19 protein-coding genes are annotated in these 21452 nt (G+C 65.4%); 13 read left to right on the forward strand and 6 right to left on the reverse strand.

What is annotated here, in order from left to right; genetic code table 11:
- Positions 1 to 286 precede the first annotated feature (286 nt).
- Positions 287 to 1528: a uracil-xanthine permease family protein gene (locus DFP85_RS00005; RefSeq protein ID WP_166644553.1), complete on the forward strand. Its 1242-nt coding sequence runs from the start codon at positions 287 to 289 to the stop codon at positions 1526 to 1528.
- Between the two features lie 158 nt (positions 1529 to 1686).
- Here the strand turns inward: DFP85_RS00005 and DFP85_RS00010 are convergent, their stop codons facing one another.
- On the reverse strand, positions 1687 to 2271 hold the full coding sequence (locus tag DFP85_RS00010; protein ID WP_133633705.1) for a cupin domain-containing protein: 585 nt from the start codon (positions 2269 to 2271) through the stop codon (positions 1687 to 1689).
- A gap of 193 nt (positions 2272 to 2464) precedes the next feature.
- Between DFP85_RS00010 and mobA the strand changes: the two genes are divergently transcribed.
- From mobA to DFP85_RS00045, 7 genes are all read left to right on the forward strand, one after another.
- Positions 2465 to 3109, forward strand: a complete 645-nt coding sequence (gene mobA / locus DFP85_RS00015; protein WP_133633707.1) for a molybdenum cofactor guanylyltransferase MobA — start codon at positions 2465 to 2467, stop codon at positions 3107 to 3109.
- Entirely contained in the window at positions 3106 to 3702 is a 597-nt protein-coding gene (gene mobB, locus DFP85_RS00020) for a molybdopterin-guanine dinucleotide biosynthesis protein B (protein WP_133633709.1), read from the forward strand. Before mobA ends, mobB begins: the two co-directional genes overlap by 4 nt.
- Positions 3699 to 4952 (forward strand): molybdopterin molybdotransferase MoeA, encoded by a 1254-nt coding sequence (moeA, locus tag DFP85_RS00025; protein WP_133633711.1) that lies wholly within the window; start codon positions 3699 to 3701, stop codon positions 4950 to 4952. Before mobB ends, moeA begins: the two co-directional genes overlap by 4 nt.
- Positions 4953 to 4964: 12 nt before the next feature.
- Positions 4965 to 5840 carry a cyclic pyranopterin monophosphate synthase MoaC gene (moaC, locus tag DFP85_RS00030; RefSeq protein WP_133633713.1) on the forward strand — a complete coding sequence of 292 codons (876 nt, stop codon included), beginning with the start codon at positions 4965 to 4967 and terminating at the stop codon, positions 5838 to 5840.
- A gap of 2 nt (positions 5841 to 5842) precedes the next feature.
- Positions 5843 to 6298, forward strand: coding sequence for a molybdopterin synthase catalytic subunit MoaE (moaE, locus tag DFP85_RS00035; RefSeq protein WP_133633715.1), 456 nt, complete (start codon positions 5843 to 5845; stop codon positions 6296 to 6298).
- A complete protein-coding gene (gene moaA, locus DFP85_RS00040) occupies positions 6295 to 7287 on the forward strand; it encodes a GTP 3',8-cyclase MoaA (RefSeq protein WP_133633717.1) in 993 nt (330 codons plus the stop codon). Before moaE ends, moaA begins: the two co-directional genes overlap by 4 nt.
- A gap of 260 nt (positions 7288 to 7547) precedes the next feature.
- On the forward strand, positions 7548 to 7838 hold the full coding sequence (locus DFP85_RS00045) for an H-NS family histone-like protein (protein WP_133633719.1): 291 nt from the start codon (positions 7548 to 7550) through the stop codon (positions 7836 to 7838).
- 305 nt (positions 7839 to 8143) lie between these two features.
- Here the strand turns inward: DFP85_RS00045 and DFP85_RS00050 are convergent, their stop codons facing one another.
- The 4 genes from DFP85_RS00050 to DFP85_RS00065 all read right to left on the reverse strand — a co-directional run bounded on the left by DFP85_RS00050 (position 8144) and on the right by DFP85_RS00065 (position 12165).
- Entirely contained in the window at positions 8144 to 9787 is a 1644-nt protein-coding gene (locus DFP85_RS00050) for a ribonuclease J (protein WP_424955068.1), read from the reverse strand.
- A gap of 169 nt (positions 9788 to 9956) precedes the next feature.
- On the reverse strand, positions 9957 to 10718 hold the full coding sequence (locus tag DFP85_RS00055) for an amino acid ABC transporter ATP-binding protein (protein WP_133633723.1): 762 nt from the start codon (positions 10716 to 10718) through the stop codon (positions 9957 to 9959).
- On the reverse strand, positions 10715 to 11389 hold the full coding sequence (locus DFP85_RS00060; RefSeq protein ID WP_133633725.1) for an amino acid ABC transporter permease: 675 nt from the start codon (positions 11387 to 11389) through the stop codon (positions 10715 to 10717). The genes DFP85_RS00055 and DFP85_RS00060 overlap by 4 nt, the downstream gene beginning before the upstream one ends.
- 17 nt (positions 11390 to 11406) lie before the next feature.
- Positions 11407 to 12165 (reverse strand): amino acid ABC transporter substrate-binding protein, encoded by a 759-nt coding sequence (locus DFP85_RS00065; RefSeq protein ID WP_133633727.1) that lies wholly within the window; start codon positions 12163 to 12165, stop codon positions 11407 to 11409.
- A gap of 362 nt (positions 12166 to 12527) precedes the next feature.
- On the opposite strand from DFP85_RS00065, the gene DFP85_RS19010 reads away from it, so the two are divergent.
- The gene (locus tag DFP85_RS19010; protein WP_243737160.1) at positions 12528 to 16511 is read left to right on the forward strand and encodes an EAL domain-containing protein; all 3984 of its coding nucleotides are present in this window, start codon (positions 12528 to 12530) and stop codon (positions 16509 to 16511) included.
- 14 nt (positions 16512 to 16525) lie between these two features.
- On the opposite strand, the gene DFP85_RS00075 is transcribed toward DFP85_RS19010, so the two are convergent.
- The gene (locus DFP85_RS00075) at positions 16526 to 17257 is read right to left on the reverse strand and encodes a FadR/GntR family transcriptional regulator (RefSeq protein ID WP_133633729.1); all 732 of its coding nucleotides are present in this window, start codon (positions 17255 to 17257) and stop codon (positions 16526 to 16528) included.
- A gap of 266 nt (positions 17258 to 17523) precedes the next feature.
- On the opposite strand from DFP85_RS00075, the gene DFP85_RS00080 reads away from it, so the two are divergent.
- The 4 genes from DFP85_RS00080 (at position 17524) to DFP85_RS00095 (ending at position 21446) form a co-directional block, all read left to right on the forward strand.
- The gene (locus DFP85_RS00080) at positions 17524 to 18516 is read left to right on the forward strand and encodes an asparaginase (protein ID WP_133633731.1); all 993 of its coding nucleotides are present in this window, start codon (positions 17524 to 17526) and stop codon (positions 18514 to 18516) included.
- 84 nt (positions 18517 to 18600) lie between these two features.
- Positions 18601 to 19602, forward strand: coding sequence for a TRAP transporter substrate-binding protein (locus DFP85_RS00085; protein WP_133633733.1), 1002 nt, complete (start codon positions 18601 to 18603; stop codon positions 19600 to 19602).
- A gap of 3 nt (positions 19603 to 19605) precedes the next feature.
- Positions 19606 to 20127, forward strand: coding sequence for a TRAP transporter small permease (locus tag DFP85_RS00090; RefSeq protein ID WP_133633735.1), 522 nt, complete (start codon positions 19606 to 19608; stop codon positions 20125 to 20127).
- 41 nt (positions 20128 to 20168) lie between these two features.
- Positions 20169 to 21446: a TRAP transporter large permease gene (locus DFP85_RS00095; RefSeq protein WP_133633737.1), complete on the forward strand. Its 1278-nt coding sequence runs from the start codon at positions 20169 to 20171 to the stop codon at positions 21444 to 21446.
- Positions 21447 to 21452: the final 6 nt, after the last annotated feature.

Genomic DNA, 21452 nt, shown 5'->3' on the forward strand with positions numbered 1-21452 from the left:
GGCTCGAGGCCATTCGGTCCTACTCGGGATACACCCAGGCTGTGAGCGGTGGTAGCTAATCACCCCTCACTGGAGAGACACAAGGTCCTACGCCATGGATGGCGTCGGTAGCGTACAGGGAAGTATTCACAGCGCCTCCTCGCAGGCTTGCCGACAGGTCAGCCCTGAGCGATGGCAGCTACTGCGATAGCGCAGCAAAGCGTTGAGGCACGAGAAGCTAAGGGGATGCCAGGCTGGTAGAATGCCGCGCGACCCGTTCCTCTCGACCTTTCCGGAGCCCTGGACCATGACCGACAACTCGGCGGCGGCCGCCATGCCCACCGACTCCCCGTTGCGTACCCTGCTGACCGGGGCGCAGATGCTCTTCGTGGCCTTCGGCGCCCTGGTGCTGGTGCCGCTGCTCACCGGCCTTGATCCCAATGTGGCGCTGTTCACGGCGGGCATCGGCACCCTGATCTTCCATGGCGTGACCCGGGTCAGCGTGCCGGTCTTCCTGGCCTCGTCGTTTGCCTTCATCGCGCCCATCCAGGGCTCGGTGGCGAACTACGGTATTCCCGCCACTCTGGGTGGGCTGATGGCCGCCGGCCTGGTCTACGTGGTGATCTCGCAGTTCGTGCGTCTCAAGGGCACCGCCTGGCTGCATCGGCTGTTGCCCCCGGTGGTGGTGGGGCCGGTGATCATGGTGATCGGCCTGGCCTTGGCCCCAGTGGCGGTGGACATGGCCACCGGCGAGACCAGTGACAACATCGGCTATGGCGCGGCGATCTTCCTCTCCATGGCAAGCCTCCTGGTCACCCTCGTGCTGGCGGTGTTCGGCCGTGGGCTGATCCGCCTGATCCCGATCATGGGCGGTATCGTTACGGGCTATCTGCTGGCGCTGGTGATGGGGGTGGTGGACTTCACCCCGGTGCAGGAATCGGCCTGGTTGTCGCTGCCGTCGTTCACCGCGCCGAGCTTCCACTGGGCGGCGATCCTCTTCATGATTCCGGTCGCCATCGCCCCGGCGGTCGAGCATATCGGTGACATGGTCGCCATCGGCTCGGTGACGCGCAGGAACTACCTGGAGAAGCCCGGCCTGCATCGCACCCTGCTGGGCGACGGCCTGGCCACCACCGCGGCGGCGATCTTCGGCGGACCGCCCAATACCACCTACTCCGAGGTCACCGGGGCCGTGACCCTGACCCGTGCCTTCAACCCCAGGATCATGGTGGTCGCCGCCTGCATCGCCATCGTCCTGGCCTTCGTCGGCAAGCTCGGCGCGCTGCTGCAGACCATCCCGGGGCCGGTGATGGGCGGCATCATGACCCTGCTCTTCGGCTCCATCGCCGTGGTCGGCATGAACACCCTGGTGCGGGCGGGCAAGCCGCTCACCGCGCCGCGCAACCTGGTGGTGGTCTCGCTGGTACTGGTCTTCGGCATCGGCGGCATGCAGTTCGGCAACGGCCAGTTCACCCTGCAGGGGGTCAGCCTCGCCGCCCTGGTGGGCATCGTCCTCAACTGGGTGCTGCCCCGCGCCGAGGAGGAGTAATCGATCACTATAGGAGCGCTGCTTGCAGCGCGATAGCGGTGGGCACTGGGACTCTCTGTAGGAGCGCTGCTTGCAGCGCGATAAGCGGAGAGCACACTATCGCCGTGCAAGCACGGCTCCTACAGTCGTGTTGTGGTGGTCAGTTCAACAGGAACCTGTCAGGCGTGGTGCTGCTCCTGGCCCGCGTCGGAGAAGGTCGGCGGGGTGCTGGCACTGACGATCACGCACTCCTCGTCGCCGGGGTTGCGGAAACGGTGGGGCAGGCGGGAGTCGAAGTAGTAGGCGTCGCCCGCGCCCAGTACCCCCACCTCGCCGTTGACGGTGATCTCGATCTGTCCCGAGATCACCACGCCGCCTTCCTCGCCGTCGTGCTCCAGCATCTCCTCGCCGCTGTCGGCCCCTGGGGGGTAGTGCTCGTGGATGATCGACATGCGCCGGTCGGGGCGTCGGGCGGCCACCAGCCGCCAGGAAAGCCTGCCGTCGCCGATATCGGTCAGTTCGTCCCGGCGATAGAAGGGTTGCGGCTGGCTGGGCTCGTCGCCGGCGAAGAAGGCACTGATCGACACCGGCAGGGCGTCCAGTATCTTCTTCAGTGAGCTTACCGACGGGCTGACGTTGTTCTGCTCGACCAGCGAGATGGTGCTGTTGGTGACGCCGGCCCGCTTGGCCAGTTCTCTCTGTGACAGCCCGCGCGAAAGCCTCAGCTGCTTGAGCCGGGCGCCTACATCGAATGCCTCTTCCATGGATCGGTCCTTACCGCGGTGATTGCCGCATTCGTAGAATATTTTCAACATAGTGTACCTCCTTGGAGGCACGGGGATAAGCCACGGCTTGACCGGTGTCAGGGCAGGGGGCCAGCGTGGACGCCCGGCATGGCACCCGCCGCCGTGCTGAGGCATCATGACTCACGACATGACCGATTCGTCAGGAGCCTACATGATCACCCGAGACGAGCTGACCGGCCTGATCCTGGCCGGCGGCCAGGGGCGCCGGATGGGCGGTCGCGACAAGGGGCTCGAACCCTTCGCCGGACGCCCGCTGGTGGCCCATGTTCGCGAGCGCCTGGCGGGACGGGTCGCCGAGGTGCTGATCAATGCCAACCGCAATGCCGAGGCCTATGCGCCGCTGGCCGACCGCGTGATCCAGGATGCCGAAGGCGGCTACCAGGGCCCGCTGATGGGCATCTACAGCGGCCTGCGGGCCGCGCACACCCCCTGGCTGCTGGTGGTGCCCTGCGACACGCCAGCCTTGCCCCATGATCTGGTGGAGCGGATGGTGGATCGGATGGTGGCTGGCATAGGCGAATGCGATATCGCCGTGGCCTTCGACGGCGAGCGGCTGCATCCGGTGGTGGCGCTGATCCGCACCGCCCTGGTGGATGACCTGGCGGCGGCGCTGGCCGACGGCGAGCGCAAGATCGATCGCTGGTACGCCCGCCACACCTGGTGCCGGGTGGACGTCAGCGACTGCCCGGACGCCTTCGCCAACCTCAATACCGATGACGAGAAGCAGCGGCTCGAGCACGCCCTGAGCGAGGGAGACTCGGGCACCGGAGGAGAGAAGGAGCCCCTGAGCCCATGAGCGATGGCGTACCCGAGAGCCTGTCGTTCGACGACGACCTGCCACTGCTCGGCATCGCCGCCTGGAGCGGTACCGGCAAGACCACGCTGCTGGAGCAGCTGCTGCCGCGCCTCGGCGAGCGGGGCCTGCGGGTGGCGGTGATCAAGCATGCCCACCACGCCTTCGATGTCGACCAGCCCGGCAAGGACAGCCACCGCCTGCGCCAGGCCGGTGCTTCGCCGATGCTGGTGGCCTCCCGCGCCCGGGTGGCGCTGATGATGGAGACCCCCGGGCGCGAGGAGGCCGATCTCGCCGAACTCATCGACATGGTCCGCCCCCAGCATCCCGACCTGGTGCTGGTGGAGGGCTTCAAGGCCTGGCCGCTGCCCAAGCTCGAGCTCCATCGCCCCGAGGTGGGCAAGTCGCTGCGCGTCGCCGAGGACCGGTGGGTGCGCGCCGTGGCCAGTGACGCGATCCTCGCGCTGCCCGAGGGGGTCGAGGCGCTAGACCTCAATGACCTCGAGGCCCTCACCGACTGGATCGCCGCCTGGCCCGCCCGCTGGCCGGCCAGCCAGCGGCCCCGCGAGCGCACCCGTGAGGGGGCCACGCCATGACGCTCTCCTGCTTCGACCTCGGCGAGCGGATGCTGCCGGTGGCGGAGGCCCGTGCCCGCCTGGCCGGCCTGGTCGAGGCGCCGCTGCCTGCCGAGCGGGTGGCGCTGGCCGAGCTCCACGGCCGTGTGCTGGCCGAGGATGTGGTCTCGCCCATCGACGTGCCGCAGAACACCAATGCCGCCATGGACGGCATCGCCCTGGCCTGGCCGACAGGCGACGAGTGGCCGGGGGAGTGGCGAGTCGTCGGCGAGGTGCTCGCCGGCAGCCGCCTCGAGGAGGCGCCGGGTGAGGGCGAGTGCGTACGCATCACCACCGGGGCGCCACTCCCGCCAGGGGCCGACACCGTGATCATGCTCGAGCAGCTCGAGGTGGAAGGCGAGACGGTCACGGTCCTCCAATCCGAGCGTGTGAGGCGTGGCCAGCATGTGCGCCGGGCCGGCGAGGACATTCCCCGGGGCCAGACGGCGCTCGCCGCCGGGACCCGGCTGGGGGCGGCCGAGCTGGGTCTGCTGGCCTCCCTGGGGCTGGTTGAGGCGAGCGTGCATCGTCGCCCGCGGGTGGCGATCTTCTCCACCGGCGACGAGGTCACCGCCCCGGGGGAGGCGCTGCCCCCGGCGGGCATCTTCGATGCCAACCGCTATACCCTGGCCGGCCTGCTGGCCGAGCAGGGTGCCGAAGTCATTGACCTGGGCATCCTCCCCGACGACCGGGAGGCCATGGTCACTGCCCTGGGCGATGCCGCCGGGCGCGCCGACATGGTGATCACCAGCGGCGGGGTGTCGGTCGGCCATGCCGATTTCACCCGCGCGGCCCTGGAGGCGGTCGGCCGCCTGGCCTTCTGGCGCATCGCCATCCGTCCCGGGCGCCCGCTGGCCTGTGGTCTGCTGGGCGAGCGCGGTGTGCCCTTCCTGGGGCTGCCCGGCAACCCGGTGGCGGTGATGGTCACATTTCTGCAATTCGTGGCGCCGTTGCTGTCCAAGTTGCAAGGCAAGCCGGTGCACGAGCCCGAGCGCCTGGTCGCCATCGCCGACGAGGCCCTGGAGAGCCGTCTCGGGCGCACCGATTACCTGCGCGGCCGCTTCCGCGCCGACGCCGAGGGCCGGCTGCACGTCTGCAGCACCGGGGCCCAGGGCTCCGGGATCCTCTCCTCGATGGTGGCCGCCAACTGCCTGATCGAGCTCACCGACGACCGCGAGGGGGTGGCCTCGGGTGACACGGTGAGCATTCAACCCCTTTATCGACTGCCATGAGACGCTGACCCCATGTCCTTGACCGACCAGTCCCTGACCAACCCGTCCCTGACCCATCTCAATGCCCGCGGCGAGGCCCACATGGTCGACGTCGCCGACAAGCCGGAGAGCCGCCGCGAGGCCAGCGCCTCGGGCCTCATCCGCATGCGGCCCGAGACCCTGGCGCTGCTCGCCGAGGGCGGCCTGCCCAAGGGCGACGTGCTGGCCACGGCGCGTATCGCCGGCATCCAGGCCGCCAAGCGCACCCACGAGCTGATCCCGCTCTGCCATGCCCTGGCCCTGTCGAAGGTCGCCATCGAGTTCGAGCTCGACGAGGTCGAATCCTGTGTCCATGTCACCGCCACCTGCCGCCTCAACGGGCGCACCGGCGTGGAGATGGAGGCGCTGACCGCGGTCTCGGTGGCCTGCCTGACCCTCTATGACATGTGCAAGGCCGTGGACAAGGGCATGGAGATCGGCGCCATCCACCTCGACACCAAGACCGGCGGCAAGTCCGGTGACTATCGTCGCGAAGAGGCCCGGGGAGAGCGAGCGGTGGCTCCCTCCGTCATCGAGTCCGCCTCGTCGCCCATCGTCACCGGCGAGGGGGCCTCCGGCGAGGTGTCTGTGGGGCAGCGTTGCGACATCGCCGCGCCCTGCATCCGCGTGAAGTGCCTGGCCGAGCTGCGCGAGCGCCTCGGGGTCGGCGATGTCTCGGTGCCGGTTGACCGCCTGCCTAGCTCCGACGTGGCCGGCCTCAAGACGGCGCTCAAGGCACTGGATCCGCGCTTCGAGGGCCTCGACCAGGGGCGCGTGCTGTGTGCCGTCAATCAGGTGATGGCCGGGGATGCCACGCCGCTGACCGACAATGACGAGGTCGCCTTCTTTCCCCCGGTGACCGGAGGCTAGCAATGATCCGCGTGCAGGAAAGCGTCTTCGATGTCGGCGTTGAACAGCGCGCCCTGCTCGAGGGGCGCAGCGACATCGGGGCGGTGGTGAGCTTCACCGGCCTGGTGCGTGACTTCAACGAGCGCCCCGAGGTCCAGGCACTGACCCTGGAACACTATCCGGGCATGACCGAGGCGGCCCTGGGCGAGATCGTCGAGCAGGCCGAGTCCCGCTGGCCGCTGCAGGGCGTGACCGTGATCCACCGGATTGGACGCCTCACGCCTGCAGACCCTATCGTGTTGGTAGTGGTCGCCAGCGCGCATCGTCGCGCCGCCTTCGAGGCCTGCGACTTCATCATGGATTACCTCAAGACCCGCGCGCCTTTCTGGAAGAAGGAGCACACCGCCAGCGGGGACTACTGGGTTTCGGAGCGCGACGGTGACCATCATGATGCCCGTCGCTGGGAGATGTCTTCATGACCGATGAGCTGATCGACGACTTCGGCAGGCGAGTGCGCTACGTGCGCATCTCGGTCACCGATCGCTGTGATTTCCGCTGCGTCTACTGCATGAGCGAGGAGATGACCTTCCTGCCGCGTGCCCAGGTGCTGACCCTGGAGGAGCTGGCGATGGTCGCTCGCGCCTTTACCGAGATGGGCGTGGAGAAGGTCCGCCTGACCGGGGGCGAGCCCCTGGTGCGGCGTGACATCGATCGTCTCGTCGCGGATATCGGCGCGCTTCCGGGGCTCAAGGATTTCGCCATGACCACCAATGGCGCGAGCCTGCCCAAATTCGCCTCTCGCCTGCGCGAGGGGGGGCTCAAGCGCCTCAATATCAGCCTTGACTCCCTGGATCCCGACCGCTTCCGTCGGCTCACCCGCACCGGTGACCTGCACAAGGTGATCGAGGGCATACATGCCGCGCGGGATGCCGGGTTCGAGCGCATCAAGCTCAATGCCGTGATCCTCAAGGGGCGCAACGATGACGAGGTGCTGGATCTCGTCGACTTCGCCCGTGACGAGGGCCTCGACATCAGCTTCATCGAGGAGATGCCGCTGGGTGACGTGTCGGACCACTCCCGTGCCGAGACCTTCTGTTCCAGCGACGAGGTGCAGGAGCGGATCGAGACCCGCCACGAGCTGATTCCCACCACCGAGTCGACCCTCGGGCCGTCGCGCTACTTCATGATGCCCGACAGCGAATCCCGGGTCGGCTTCATCTCTCCCCACAGCCACAACTTCTGCGACACCTGCAACCGGGTTCGCGTAACGGTGGAGGGGCGCCTGCTGCTGTGCCTCGGTAACGAGCACTCCGTGGACCTGCGCGCCGTGCTGCGCCGCCACCCCGGCGATATGGAGGCGCTAAAGCAGGCCATCGTGCGCGCCATGCCGCTCAAGCCTGAACGACATCACTTCACCACCGATGGCGACGTCCAGGTGGTCCGCTTCATGAACATGACCGGTGGCTGAGACGTCACCCTAGCCAGGCGGCAGCCGGCATCAGGACGTAACGGGCGACATCACGGTGTCGCCCGTCTGTATGTGGGCGAGAGAAATCCTGCCGGCATTTCGCGAATCCCGCTCGGCTGTCTGCCTCGGCGTGCGGCAATTTTCCCTTTCTTTCTGTCGATTTTTCCCGCGACTTTTCTTGCCAATGTCACGCTAGTGCATATACTTTTGACGTGTCATTACACAACGCAACCGTCCAACATTCGGCATGGAGACCGCCAATGTCCAGCGAATCCCTGGAGCGCATCGCCCGCAACAAGAACGTGGCTCGTGCCGCGGCACGCCAGCTGAGCATGGAACAGCTCCACAAGCTGGCCGAGGTCATCGGTGAGGTGATCGAGCAGAAGAAGGACGAAGAAGTTCAGCGCCAGGAAGAGGAAGCCGAGAAGGCCAGGAAACTCGCCGAGATCCGCGAACAGATCAATGAAGCCGGCCTTTCCCTGGACGACCTGGTGACCGAGCAGCCCAAGCGCAAGCGCGGTCGTCCGCCGAAGAATGCCAGCAAGGCTTGATGTTTTAGAGTTCGACTTTCATGGCGAATTACCGTTTGCCTGTCTTTCGCGGTGCAAGCACCGCTCCCACAGAGGCTATGCGCCAATCGTAGGAGCTGTGCTTGCACGGCGATTGTTTGCCGATCCTCACTTATCGCGGTGCAAGGCAAACCGCTAAACCGCCAGACCGTCGGTTCCTACTGATAATCTGAACCCGATGTAGGAGCCGTCGGTTCGACGTCTCGACTTGCACGGCGATTGGGTGTTGGTCCCCGCTATTCGCGGTGCAAGCACCGCTCCTACTAATGACCTGAGACTTCTCCGTTCTACTTCCCCAGCATCTCGGCTTCCACCGCCAGTATCTGCAGGTGCACCTCGGGTACCCGGTGCAGGTGATCGGCGAGCCAGCCGAGCAGCCTCGGCTGCAGGGCCAGGCGTAATTCCGCCAGGGAGTCCACCCGGGTTTCTTCCAGGCAGTCATCCAGCCAGTCGGCAAAGGCGGTCTCATCCATGGGGCTCGTCTGGCTGGCGTCGAGCATCAGTCGGCCGATACGCGTCCAGCCGGTGTCGGTGGCGGCCACCGAGATGGCGAGATAGAGGCTGCCATGGCGTGAACGATTGCCTCCGTCGTGGCCGCCCAGGCCGGGCAGGGCGGAGACCGCATCCTGGCTGACGATATGCGGCTGCTGGGGGTGGCGCGCCTCCAGGGAGAGCCCCTCGGCATCCAGGCGGATCAGGTCGCCGTTCACCGGCGCCAGCGGCGCCTTTATGCCGAGCTCCTCGGCCAGCGCCTGGTGGGCCTGCTGGTGGCGAGGTTCGCCGTGCACCGGCAGCAGGTGGCGTGGCTTCACCCAGCCGTAGAAGGTGCGCAGCTCGTCCTGGGCCGGGTGGCCCGAGGCATGCAGCTCGGGGTGATTCTCGTCGTCGAGGATCGCCACGCTGAAGTGCTTGAGGCCGCGTTTCAGGCGCTCGATCAGTCGCTCGTTACCGGGGATGGCCTTGGCGGAGAAGATCACCGTATCGCCGGCCATCAGCTCGAAATGGGGATGGCGTCCCCGGGAGAGGCGCGACAGCGCGGCGCGCGGCTCGCCCTGGCTGCCGGTGGCGATCACCAGCACTTCCTCCGGCGGCAGGTAGCCGAGGTCGCTCACCGGCACCAGCGGCGGCAGGTCGTCCATGTAGCCAAGCTGGCGTGCCACGCCCACCATGCGCTCCATGGAGCGCCCCATCAGGCTGACCCGGCGCCCGCAACGCTCGGCCGCGCGACCGATGGCCAGCACCCGCGCCAGGTTGCTGGCGAAGCAGCTCACCACCACGCGTCCCTCACAGCGGGCGATGGCGTGGGTCAGCGCCTCGGCGACCTCGCCCTCGCTGCGCGAGTGGCCGGGCATCGGCGCATTGGTGGAGTCGCCCACCACCAGGTCCACGGGCGCGATGGCGCGGAAGGTGGCGGCGGAGATCGCCGGGCCGATCAGCGGTTCGGGGTCGAGCTTCCAGTCCCCGGTGTGCAACACCCGATGCTCGCCGGCGGCGATCAGCAGCGCGCAGCTCTCCGGAATCGAATGGGTCAGCGGCAGGAAGCGCAGGGTGAAGGGGCCGGTCTCCAGCGCCTCGCCGGGCTCGATGACCTTGATGGCGTCGGTTGCCAGCCCGCGCTCGGCGAACTTGGCGCGCAGCAGGCCGGCCGCCAGCGGGGTGGCGTGGATCGGGCAGCCCCACTTGGGCCACAGCCAGGCGGCGGCGCCGATATGGTCCTCATGGCCATGGGTGATGATCAGCGCCCGCGGACGGATCCCGAGCGTCTCCAGGGTGGAGAGATCCGGCACCTGGAGCGGATTGTCCGGGAGGTCCTGGCGGATCATCATGCCGCAGTCCACGGCGATCCACTCAGCCTTGTGGTCCCTCTCCCTTTGACCCCTCTCCCCGTGACCTCTCTCTTCACGACCCAGGCCATAGAGGCTGAGGTTCATGCCGATCTCGCCACATCCGCCCAGCGGCAGGAAATGCAGGGGAGGGCGGCGGCGAGGGCGGATCTGGGCGCGTGGTTGTGGCATCGAGGAGGGCGCGGGCCTGGAAAAGTGTACCAACACTATACGGGAAGCCCGCCGGGGCCCACAACGCGGCCATCAGGCGTTCGGCTCAGGTCGGGGAGTCGATAGACACCTGTGTCGCCAGTACCTTGCGCAGGAAGTCCCGGGTGCGGGGATCCTTGGGCGAACCGAAGAGCTGGCCGGGCGGTCCCTCTTCGACGATGCGACCGCCTTCCATGAAGATCACCCGGTCCGCCACGTCCCGGGCGAAGCTCATCTCGTGCGTGACCACCAGCATGGTCTGGCGCTCACGGGCGAGCTGCTTCATCAGCCCCAGCACCTCCTCGACCCACTCCGGGTCCAGCGAGGAGGTCGGCTCGTCGAAGAGGATCACCTCGGCCTGGGCCGCCATGGCGCGGCCGATGCCCACTCGCTGCTGCTGGCCACCGGACAGGGAAGCGGGGTAGGCATCGGCCTTGTCGGCCAGGCCAATGCGCTCCAGGATCTCCCTGGCGCGGGCATGGGCCTTCGCCTTGGGCCAGCGGTTGACCACGATCAGTCCCTCGGCGATGTTCTCCAGCGCCGTCTTGTTGGCGAACAGCGCATAGTTCTGGAACACGAAGGCCGTGCGCCGCCGTGCCGCCAGGATGTCGGCCCGGCTGGCCCGGGTGACGTCGACATCCAGGTCGCCGATGGTCAGCCGGCCCGCATCCGGCCGCTCGAGGAAGTTCAGGCAGCGCAGCAGCGTCGACTTGCCGGTCCCCGAGGGGCCGATCACCACGATGATCTCGCCCTGCTCGATGGCCAGGTCGATGCCGTCGAGCACGGCGGTCCCGTCGAAGCGCTTGATGAGTCCTTCTACCTTGATCATCGGCGATAGGCCTCGTTGAGTCGGGTTTCCAGGCGCCGCTGGAACCAGGCCAGCAGCTCGACGATCACCCAGTAGAAGATCGCCACGGTGATGAAGGCCTCGAAGTAGAGGAAGCTGCCGGCGGCCTCCTTCTGGGTGGCGCCCATGAGCTCGGTGACCCCCAGGGTGAAGGCCAGGGAGGTCGCCTTGATCATGTCGATGAAGTAGTTCATCAGCGTCGGCACCGCGACACGCGTGGCCTGGGGCAGCACGATGCGCCGCATCAGCTGGCCGTTGGTCATGCCGATGGAGAGGGCGGCCTCCGTCTGGCTGCGATCGACCCCGACGATGGCGGCGCGGATGGATTCCGCCATGTAGGCCGAGAAGTGCAGGGTCAGGCCCATGATGGTGGCGGTGATGCCGTTGATCTGGGTCAGGAAGGCCAGCAGCTGGGGCAAGCCGTAGTAGAACAGGAACAGCTGCACCAGCAGCGGCGTGCCGCGGAAGAAGGAGATGAACAGCAGGGTGGCGGCATTCAGGCCCGGGATGCGCAGCACGCGGATCACGGCGAGGCCGCAGGCCAGCACCAGGGCCAGTGCCATCCCCACGGCGGCCATCTGCAGGGTCAGCGGCAGGTAGCGCAGCAGGATGGGCACCAGCCCCAGCATGTAGTCGACATCAAGCAACGGCATGGGAGCGACTCAATGCCTCACGGACGAGTGATGTCGGTGCCGAACCACTCTTCCGAGATGGCCGTGAGTTCGCCCGACTCGCGCAGGCTGGAAAGCGCGGCGTCGACCCGGTCACGCAGGGCCCGGTCCTCCTCGGTGTCGCGGAACGGCAGGGCATTGCGGATCTCGGAGAAGGGCTGGCCGGCCAGTGCCAGCGGCAGCGGCTTCTCCTTGATCACCTGGCTGGCACTCACCCGATCCATGACGAAGGCGTCGACGCGGCCCAGGGCGGTATCCTGCTCGATGTTGCTCTCGTAGGTGCGAATGTCGATCTCGTCGGCATAGGGCAACTCGCGCAGCAACTGCTCGTAATTGGAGCCGAGGTTGACGGCAACGGTCTTGCCCTTCAGGTCCTCGACGCCCTGGATCACCTCATTGCCTTCCTTGACCACGACCTGGGCGCCGTCATAGACGTAGGGCTCGGTGAAGGCGTACTTCGCGGCCCGTTCCTCTGTGATGGTGATCTGGTTGGCGATGGTGTCGATCCGGCCGGACTCGAGCATGCCGAACAGTCCCGAGAAGTTCGCTGTGACGAACTCGACCTCGACGTCCATCTCCTCGGCCACGGCCTCCATGACATCCACCTCGAAGCCCTGGAGCTTGTCCTGCTCGACGAAGGTGAAGGGGAAGTAGCCGCCGGACATGCCGACCCTGATGGCGTGGTTATCGGCCTGGGCCAGGCTGCCGGCGGTCATCAGGCCCGCGGCGATGGCGGTAAGGGCTATGCGCTTGAGCATGGGATTGCTCCTGTGATTTCGCTGAAACGAGGGAAGACGTCACGGTGTTCGTGGCGTCTTTGGAAAAATACACTAGAGAATAAGAGATCGTTTTTCCAATAGCCTTTGGTTATGAGTCGAGTGGGCAGCCGTCGAAACTTCCTTCCGGTTGGCAATGGCCCCTGCCCGGCTGCCCAACGGACGGATGCCGACAACAGCATGGTTCGGGAGTGGTAAGCTGAGGACTCTCAGCCTATTGGATGAGAACACAGGCTGGTGTTCCCAAGCGTAGCACTGCACCATCTTGAGCACCGCAACAAGCAGGCCTCTGCAGCGGGCTCTTCCAGATACCTTGTTGATCACGCGCAGGGAGCACCCCGTTCATGCCGTTCAAGACCCGCGATATCGCCCTGGATAGCTGGCTGCTGATGGTGTCGGCGGCCTTCGTGCTGATGGGCCTGGCCGGGATGCTGGAGTGGGTACACTTCCCCCCGCAAAGGCTGCTGGTCCCGGATGCCTCGCTGGCCGCCATGTTGTCCGGTGTTGGCCTACTGGCCGTGGTGCAGCACTGGCAGTGCACGCGCCTTCTGGCAGGTGGCGGTCTGCTGGCCTTGATGGGCTACACCCTGATTCACAATGCCCTGCTCGGCGGGAGCCTGGCGGGCGTCTCCTGGCTCTCCGGGGAGTCGCGGGTTGCCTCCCTCCTGGCTTTCCTGCTGGTGATGGTGGCCGCCTGTCTCCTGGCGGGGTGCGAGCGGAAGGCGCTGCGCCGGCTGTGGCAGCTGTGCGGGTGCCTGATGTTGCTCTTCGGGCTCGTCGTGCTGGGGATGATGCTCGTCGTCTCGGCGCATGGTCCCGGATGGATGGCGATGACTTCGTCTCCGCCGGTGGTGGCCCTGTTCGCGTTGATGTTTGGCAGCGCCATGCTGGCGGCGAGTGCCAGGTCGGTGAAGCGGCAGCTCAAGCTGGGAAGGGCGGCCGTCATGGCGGGCCTGGCCGGGGTGATGGCGAGCAGTCTGGCGTGGTACCTGCTTGGCTGGCAGCAGCAACAGCGGATCAACCAGCAGGCGGAGCATCTGCTCGACAACGTTCGCCTCAATGCCGAGCAGGTGATGGGGTCGCATCTGATGCTGATGCAACGCATGGCGGAGCGGCTGGATGCCTCAGCCCTTGGCCTGGAACCCACCGTGCTGAATCGCGATGCTGACAACTACCTGCGTGATACCCCTAGCCTCGAGGTGATCGGCCTGCTGGGCAGCGACCAGGACCTCCTCTGGCATCGGGCGCGCAGCGATGAGGCTCGGCGCTGGCTGGCGCACTGGATGGATGCCGCGCGCGTCAGCGACTGGCTGGCGATGCCCTTTCCCCAGCCGCGCATGATCGTGCCCGATGATAGCGCGCCGAGTCTGGCGATCATGGCGATCGCGGTACCGCGTCGTGACCAACAGCTGGTGGCCGTGCTGGACATGGCGGCGCTCCTGTCCCGTGGGCTGCGCCTTCAACTGGACGGCTTCCAGGTCAACCTTTCCCGTGATGACGAGGTGCTTCTCTCCCTGGCGGCGCCGGGGAGGGCAGCACGTGATGTGACGGAGTCCCCGACCTTCGCGGCACGCCACATCGGTCTGCCGGGCGGACCGATGCTCAGCCCTTCCGTGCACCCCGCGTCGCAGGCGAGCTGGCTGCAGGCCGCTATCGTGCCGTCAGCCGTGGGCCTGGGCGGGTTGACGCTGACCTATCTGCTGGTCTTCAGCCTGGGGATGGTCCGCCTGGTCCTGGGGCACTCCCGGCAGCTGATGGCAACACGGGAGCAGCTCGAGCAGCAACACGCCATTCAGGCGATGATTGCCGAGGAGGTCCCGCTCGGTCAGACCCTCGACGCCATCTGCCGCTTGCTCGAGGGGCAGCTGCACGGCGGGCTGTGCTCGATCATGCTGGCCGACGACGAAGGCCGCGAGCTGCGCCTGGTGGCGGGGCAGAGCCTGCCGGTGGGCTACCGGGAGGCGATCGGCGCGATTCCCATCGGCGCCGGCATGGGCGCCTGTGGCAGCTCGGCCCATGGCCGTGAGGTGGTAGTCTGCGAGGACCTCGAACGTGACCCCCGCTGGAAGGGCTTCAGGACCCTGGCCGCCACGCAGGGGCTCAGGGCCTGCTGGTCCTATCCGGTCATCGCCCGTGATGGCCGGTTGCTGGGTACCTTTGCGACCTACTATCGGCGGCCGGCCAGGCCAGACGCTGCCGAGCTGGAAATGACGCGTCAGGCCGTGGATCTAGTGGCGCTGGCGGTGGAGCGCGAGCAGGACCGGCGGTCGCTGTGGGAGAGCGAGCAGCGCTACCGTTCGCTCTTCGCCTATAACCCGGATGCGGTGTTCTCACTGGATCTGGGTGGACACTTCGCCACGGCCAATGAGCATTGCGCTGCGCTGACCGGCTTCCCCATCGAGCAGATCCTGGGCGCTCACTTCTCGCAATTCCTCAAGCCCGACGACCTGGCGCATGTTCAGCAGAAATTCGAGACCACCGCGGCCGGCGAACCCTGCCGCTACGAACTGCAGATTCCTCATCGGGATGGCAAGACCCGCCGCCTGGATATCACCAACCTGCCGATCGTGGTCGATGAGCGTATCCAGGGGGTATACGGCATCGCCAAGGACGTGACGCAACGCCGGGAACACGAGACCCGGCTGCGGATCCTCGAGCGTGGGGTGGAGGCCAGCGTCAACGGGGTGCTGATCGCCGACGCAGGCGAGCCCGACCTGCCGATCATCTATGCCAACGACGCCTTCCAGCGCATGACAGGCTACACGCGCGACGAGATCATCGGCCGCAATTGTCGCTTCCTGCAGGGCGCCGAGACCGACATGGCGGTAGTGCAGCAGGTGCGCCAGCAGCTGGCTCTCAAGCGCGAGGTGCATGTCACCCTGTGCAATTATCGCAAGGATGGCACCCCCTTCTGGAACGACCTCTACATCGCCCCGGTGCGCGACGAGGAGGGGCAGGTCACCCACTATGTGGGCATCCAGCATGATATCTCCGAACGCAAGGCCTATGAGGCCCGCCTGGCCTACCATGCCAGCCACGATGCCCTGACCGGATTGGCCAACCGCACGCTGCTGGAGGATCGGCTGGTCCATGATTTCGAGCTGGCCAGGCGTCATGGGCTTCTGCTGGCGGTGCTCTTCGTCGACCTCGACGAGTTCAAGCCGATCAACGACAGCCTGGGGCATGCCATCGGGGACCAGCTGTTGCTGGGGGTCTCGCAGCGCCTGTCCGCGGCGATGCGCGCGGGCGATACCCTGGCGCGCCTGGGGGGCGACGAGTTCGTGGTGCTGCTGCCGGACCTGCACGATGAGGAGCAGGCGCTGCAGGTGGCAGAGCGGCTGCTGGCGCTCATTGCGCGGCCCTATCGGGTCGGCGAGCATGAGCTTTCGCTCTCCTGCAGCATCGGCATCGCCGTCAGCAATGCGGAGCTCTCCCAGCCCAACGAGCTCATCCAGCAGGCGGACATGGCCATGTACCTCGCCAAGCAGCAAGGGCGTAACGCCTGCCATTGGTTCACGCCCGAGATCACCCATCGGCTGGGTGATCGCGTCGCGCTGCGCAATGAGCTCCAGGAGGCGATCGATGTGCAGGCCTTCGAGTTGCACTATCAGCCGTTGATCGATCGCCATGGGCGGGTAGTGGGCGTGGAGGCGCTGTTGCGCTGGCCAAACCCCCTGCGCGGCTATGTCTCGCCCGCACAGTTCATTCCCCTGGCCGAGGAGACCGGCCAGATCATCCCGATCAGCGAGTGGGTGCTCTCGAGGGCCTGCCATGACCTGCGCATGCTCGACCAGGCAGGGCAGGGCATCCTGAGTGTCGCGGTCAACCTCTCGCCGCTGCAGTTCCGCCGCTCGAGCTTTCTCGGCAACCTGCGCCAGACCCTGGCCGTCTCCGGCTTACCGGCACCGAAACTCTCCCTGGAGCTGACCGAAGGCGTGCTGATGAACGATACCGAGAGTGCCATCGACATCCTTCATTCCCTCAGGGGCATGGGCGTGGGCGTCGCCATCGACGACTTCGGGACCGGCTTTTCCAGCCTCAGCTACCTCAAGCACCTGCCCATCGACACGGTGAAGATCGATCGCAGCTTCGTCAGTGAGGTCACGCGCAGTGCGGAGGATGCCGCCATCATCCAGGGCATCATCTCCATGGCGCACCACCTCGGTCTGCAGGTGGTCGCCGAAGGCATCGAGCATGAGGAGCAGCACGACGTGCTGATGACCCATGGCTGCGATCTCTTCCAGGGCTTTTACCTTGCGCGTCCCATGCCCCTGGAGCGGCTCATCGAATTCCTCGGCGAGCGCCGATCGGTCTCCTTGGAAGAGTAGTGTTGCCGTCGAGCTCAATCCCGATACGTCAGGTTGGTTTCCCAGCTTTCCGCGCTGTGCTCGATCGCCCGTCTTACCCCTTCGGCGTCACCCGCCCGGAAGGCAGCATAGATCGCCTGGTGATCGTTGAGGGCGGTTTCCGGCAGTGTCTGCATCGACGTCTCGAGGGCCGCCTCGATCAGCTCCAGTAGCGTCCGGCCGACCCGGATGGTCATGGGGTTGTGGGTGGCATGCAGGATGGCGCGATGGAAGCTGACATCGTGGCGCGACGTCTGCTCACCGTTGGCAATCGCCGTGGCCATGTCGTCAATGGCCTGCTGAATGCGCTGATGGTCCTCATCAGTGGCGTTGGCCATTGCCTGGAGGGTGTAGGCGGGTTCGAACATCGCCCGGAATTCCAGCACGTCGCGTGTCATGCCGCGCGCCAGGATCATGCCGAAGGCCATGGGATCGACCAGAGGATCTCCCGGCTCGCGCCGGATGATCGTGCCATGGCCTCGCCGGACCTCCACGATACCGATCGCCTGGAGCATCTTGATAGCTTCACGAACGCTCGATTTGCCGATGCCCAGGCTTTGGGTCAGTTCGGTCTCGGAGGGCAGGTAGTCACCTGGCTTGAGGTCACCACGAATCAGCGCGGACTTGATCCGTTCCAGTATCTGAAAGGCGATCGAGCTGCGTTCGAGGGAGCCGCCGAAGCGTTCCTGCTGCTCAGGCGATGCGGCCGCATGGGACAAGGTGTTCATCAAAAGTTCTCTTGCTGTCGTTGAGTCACGAGAGCAGGGATCGCTGGCGTGCTGAGCCCGGTCGTTTGTGGCGAGACATCACTCTGCGCAATGTGGGTGCGTGACAAACGGCGCTTGCATCTCGACATGGGCTGAGTCTAGCATGACCCAAGACGTCAGACATCAGATGTCTCATCAGTTGGCAGGTTCAGGAACGAGAATGTCGTCAAGAAGACCTGCCTGAGAGGCCCATCAGGGCACGAGACAACCAGATTCGGTGCTATGCCATGACCAGACAGCGCGTCATTGTGCTCACGACAGGTGGCACGATTGCCAGCACACCCGGCGGGAACGGACGCAACGTGTCCGGGGCCATGTCAGGCGAGTCGCTGCTGGAACGTGTGGCCGTGCCGCAGACGCCCGACCTCGAGGTCGAGGTCCGCTCGATACTGCAAAAGCCCAGCAATGCCATCAGCCTGGATGACCTGGTCACGCTCAGTCGCCAGTGCCAGGCCCTGGAGCAGGAGCCGGATGTGATCGGCATCGTCATCACGCATGGCACCGATACGCTGGAAGAGACCGCCCATTTCCTCGACATCACGCTCTCGCTCGACGCCTGCGCCCTGGTCATGACCGGCTCGCAACGTGCCCCGCACGAGGAGGGCACTGACGCCTTTCGCAACCTTGCCAATGCCATAACCGTTGCCGCTGACCCCCGAGCAAGAGGCATCGGCGTGACAGTCGTCTTCAATGAGTCGATTTTTGCCGCACGAAGCGTCCGTAAACTCAACACTTATCGGGTGAACGGCTTCGGTGCCCCGGATGCAGGGGCACTGGGATACGTGGATGGCCAGCGGATGCATCTCGCACAACTTCCGCAGCGGTCAGCGCCGCTACCCCTTGGCGATCGCCTGCCGCGGATCGACATTCTCGCAAGCTACCTGGATGCCAGCCCGCAACTCATCGAGGCCGCGGTGGCCAGCGGCGCGCAGGCGCTGGTGATTGAGGGCCTCGGCCGCGGGCATGTCCCGCCGACATGGCTGGAGTCCATCGGTGAGGTAACGCGGGGGGGAATTCCGATTGCCGTGGTGTCCGGCTGCCATGAAGGACCGGTCAACACTCGCTACGAGTTCCCCGGGAGTCTGGCCAGTCTCCAGGCCCACGGCGCCATCCCCGTACGCGACTTGAGTGCGCGCAAGGCGCGTCTGACCCTGGCTGTCCTGCTTTCCTCCGTTGGCCCGGAGGGCGTGGCGGCTCGCTTCGAACAAACGATGTCCTGATTCTGTTGAGTCGGGGGTTCCGATTCGACAGGTACTTGACGCCAAGCCAGCGCTTGGCCCCACCACCACAGATAGGTGCATACAATGAATAACAAGTTGACCAAGGTATCACTGGCGGCTGCGATCGCGGCAGTATCGTTCGGCATCAGCCAGGCCCAGGCGGCAGACTTCAACTTCACCTTTGCCCACGTACTGATCGAGGAAACCCCGAACGGTCAGGCGGCACTGCGCTTCAAGGAGGAGGTCGAGGAAAAGTCGAATGGGCGCATCAGTATCGAGGTGCTCCCCGCCGCCCAGGTGGGGGGTGATGTCGAGATCATCGAGCAGATCCAGATGGGGCTGGTCGATATCGGTATTCCGCCGACCGCCACCCTGGGGAACTTCGAGCCGCGCATGCAGATCCTCGATCTGCCGTTCCTGCTGCCTGACTACGACACCATGGTCGAGGTGCTCGATGGTGACGTGGGGCGAGAGATCCTCGACACCCTCAGTGACGACAACATGTATGGCGTGAATTTCTGGGGAGCTGGCTTCCGGCACATCACCAACAATGTCCGCCCGATCGAGACCCCGGAAGACCTTGCCGAGGTTCGCATGCGGACCATGCAGGCGCCGATCATCATCTCGACCTATGAAAACCTCGGCGCCAATGCCACGGCGATGGCCTTCACCGAGGTGTACAACGGTCTGCAGCAGGGGGTTGTCGAGGGTCAGGAGAACCCGCTGGCCAACATCTACACCATGCGTTTCTACGAGGTTCAGGACTATCTGTCCCTGACCAACCATGCCTACCATGCCTACGCCGCCGTCATGAACCAGAATGCCTGGGACTCTCTGCCGGAGGATCTGCAACAGGTCATGGTCGAGGCGTTTGACAATGGTCGCGACGCCTCACGCGAGCTGACGCTGCAGGACGAGGGACGCATTCTCGAGGAGATCGAAGGCGAAATCGCGATCAACGAGATCACCGACGAGGCCAGGGCGGCATTCATCGAGGCCAGCATGCCGGTGCATGAGGAGTACAAGGACATCGTGACTCCTGAGCTCCTGCACAAGGTCTACGACGAAGTCGGCATCGAGTACTGAGCCATGCTCGAAGCGCTCAATAAGCTCATTGATCGCTTGGAAAAGGTGGCGATGGTCGCTTTCATGTCGATTGCGACCATCATCACCACCTTCCAGGTCGTCTATCGCTACGGCTTCAACAGCTCGCTTTCCTGGGCGGAAGAAGTCGTGATCTATTCCATTGTCTGCATGAGCTTCGTCGGAGCCAGCATGGGCGTTCGACACGGGGCCCACATCTCGGTGGACGTGCTGAATGCCTTCGCGCCACCGGCCGTCAATCGCTGGTTGCACATCCTCACCGCGGTGCTCGGCATCGTCTTTGCCATGATGCTGGCCTACCTCGGCTTTCAGCTTTTCTCCCTGACACTCGAGCGGGGCATGCTGTCCCCGGCAATGCGCATGCCCATGGCCTGGGTATACCTGCCGATCGGTCTGTCTGGGGTATTGCTGATCATTCGCTATTGCTGGTTGATCCGTGAGGTCTGGCGCAAGCCCCCCGTCAGCATGGCGGAAGAGCTCGCTGCCGAGAAAGAAAACCTGGTGTGATGGGCTCACGCCACGCTACGTGACAACCACGAGGATTCCCCATGATTACGGCCTTGTTGCCCATCTTCTTCGCGGTGCTGCTTCTGGGGTTGCCGATCTTTGCGGCGCTGGCCTTTTCCGTGATGCTGGCCATCCAGTTCTTTGGCAGTACCGACCCGATCATCGTGCCGATGCGCATGTTCTCAGGCATGAACAACTTCTCGCTGATGGCGATCCCTTTCTTCATCCTTGCCGCCGAACTGATGCGCATCGGCGGGCTGTCGGATCGCCTCATCGATCTCGCCAAGGCGCTCGTCGGCTGGGTGCCCGGTGGGCTGGCAGCGGCGACGGTGCTCTCCTGCCTCTTCTTCGGCTCCATTTCGGGGTCGAGCCCGGCCACGGTAGTGGCCATCGGCAGTATCATGTTTCCCGCCCTGGTGGCGGCCGGTTATGACAAGCGTTTCGCCATCGGGGTGATTGCCACGGCCGGCACCCTTGGGCCCATCGTCCCACCCAGTATCGCGCTGATCATCTACGGGTCGGTCACCGGCACCTCGGTGGGGCGTCTTTTCGCCGCCGGCCTGTTGCCCGCTCTTTTGATTGCTTCGATCCTCATTGCCTATTGCATCGTCTATGCGTCCTTCAAGGGCTATGGCCGCACTGCCTTCCCCTCGCTGCGCGAGATCGGCTCGGCCTTCAAGGCAGCGGCCTGGGGCCTGGGCCTGCCGGTCATCCTGCTCGGCGGGATCTACAGCGGGGTGTTCACCCCCACCGAGTCCGCCGCCGTGGCCTGCATGTACGGCCTGTTCGTGGGGATGGTGGTCTATCGGAAGATCAACCTGAAGAACCTGCTGTCGACGCTGAACAGTGCGGGGCTGATGTCGGCGACCTTGTTGCTGATCACCGCAGGTGCATCGGCCTTCTCCTGGTTGCTGGCCATCACCGGGGCACCGACACAACTGGCGGGGGAGGTGCTCTCCTGGACCGAGGACCCCATCCAGGTCATGGCACTGTTCAATGTGGTCATGATCGTCGCCGGCTTCTTCCTCGACAGTGCCTCGGCCATCATCGTGCTGGCGCCGTTGCTGCAGCCCATTGCCGCCCAGGTCGGAGTGGACCCGACCCATTTTGGCGTGATCACGCTGATCAACTTCTCGGTCGGCATGATCACCCCACCGGTGGGCCTCAACCTCTTCGTGGCCATGGCCATCTCCAGGATGACATTGCCCGAGGTGTTCAAGGCCTGTCTGCCCTTGATCGGCCTGATGCTGCTGTCCCTGGTGATCATTACCTACGTCCCCTGGTTCAGCACCGCTCTGCCTGATTTGATCTACCGCTGAGGAGGC

The sequence above is a fragment of the Halomonas ventosae genome (assembly GCF_004363555.1).
In the GTDB taxonomy this organism is placed as follows: domain Bacteria; phylum Pseudomonadota; class Gammaproteobacteria; order Pseudomonadales; family Halomonadaceae; genus Halomonas; species Halomonas ventosae.

Bases quoted from the DNA above. Each gene is read 5' to 3' on its own strand.
- mobA (WP_133633707.1), top strand. From the start codon at position 2,465: ATGATCACCCGAGACGAGCTGACCGGCCTGATCCTGGCCGGCGGCCAG.
- DFP85_RS00050 (WP_424955068.1), bottom strand. From the start codon at position 9,787: ATGAACCTCAGCCTCTATGGCCTGGGTCGTGAAGAGAGAGGTCACGGG.
- DFP85_RS00010 (WP_133633705.1), bottom strand. From the start codon at position 2,271: ATGGAAGAGGCATTCGATGTAGGCGCCCGGCTCAAGCAGCTGAGGCTT.
- DFP85_RS00075 (WP_133633729.1), bottom strand. From the start codon at position 17,257: ATGAACACCTTGTCCCATGCGGCCGCATCGCCTGAGCAGCAGGAACGC.
- moaE (WP_133633715.1), top strand. From the start codon at position 5,843: ATGATCCGCGTGCAGGAAAGCGTCTTCGATGTCGGCGTTGAACAGCGC.
- DFP85_RS00045 (WP_133633719.1), top strand. From the start codon at position 7,548: ATGTCCAGCGAATCCCTGGAGCGCATCGCCCGCAACAAGAACGTGGCT.
- moeA (WP_133633711.1), top strand. From the start codon at position 3,699: ATGACGCTCTCCTGCTTCGACCTCGGCGAGCGGATGCTGCCGGTGGCG.
- DFP85_RS00085 (WP_133633733.1), top strand. From the start codon at position 18,601: ATGAATAACAAGTTGACCAAGGTATCACTGGCGGCTGCGATCGCGGCA.
- DFP85_RS00095 (WP_133633737.1), top strand. From the start codon at position 20,169: ATGATTACGGCCTTGTTGCCCATCTTCTTCGCGGTGCTGCTTCTGGGG.
- moaA (WP_133633717.1), top strand. From the start codon at position 6,295: ATGACCGATGAGCTGATCGACGACTTCGGCAGGCGAGTGCGCTACGTG.
- mobB (WP_133633709.1), top strand. From the start codon at position 3,106: ATGAGCGATGGCGTACCCGAGAGCCTGTCGTTCGACGACGACCTGCCA.
- moaC (WP_133633713.1), top strand. From the start codon at position 4,965: ATGTCCTTGACCGACCAGTCCCTGACCAACCCGTCCCTGACCCATCTC.
- DFP85_RS00090 (WP_133633735.1), top strand. From the start codon at position 19,606: ATGCTCGAAGCGCTCAATAAGCTCATTGATCGCTTGGAAAAGGTGGCG.
- DFP85_RS00005 (WP_166644553.1), top strand. From the start codon at position 287: ATGACCGACAACTCGGCGGCGGCCGCCATGCCCACCGACTCCCCGTTG.
- DFP85_RS00065 (WP_133633727.1), bottom strand. From the start codon at position 12,165: ATGCTCAAGCGCATAGCCCTTACCGCCATCGCCGCGGGCCTGATGACC.
- DFP85_RS00055 (WP_133633723.1), bottom strand. From the start codon at position 10,718: ATGATCAAGGTAGAAGGACTCATCAAGCGCTTCGACGGGACCGCCGTG.
- DFP85_RS00080 (WP_133633731.1), top strand. From the start codon at position 17,524: ATGACCAGACAGCGCGTCATTGTGCTCACGACAGGTGGCACGATTGCC.
- DFP85_RS19010 (WP_243737160.1), top strand. From the start codon at position 12,528: ATGCCGTTCAAGACCCGCGATATCGCCCTGGATAGCTGGCTGCTGATG.
- DFP85_RS00060 (WP_133633725.1), bottom strand. From the start codon at position 11,389: ATGCCGTTGCTTGATGTCGACTACATGCTGGGGCTGGTGCCCATCCTG.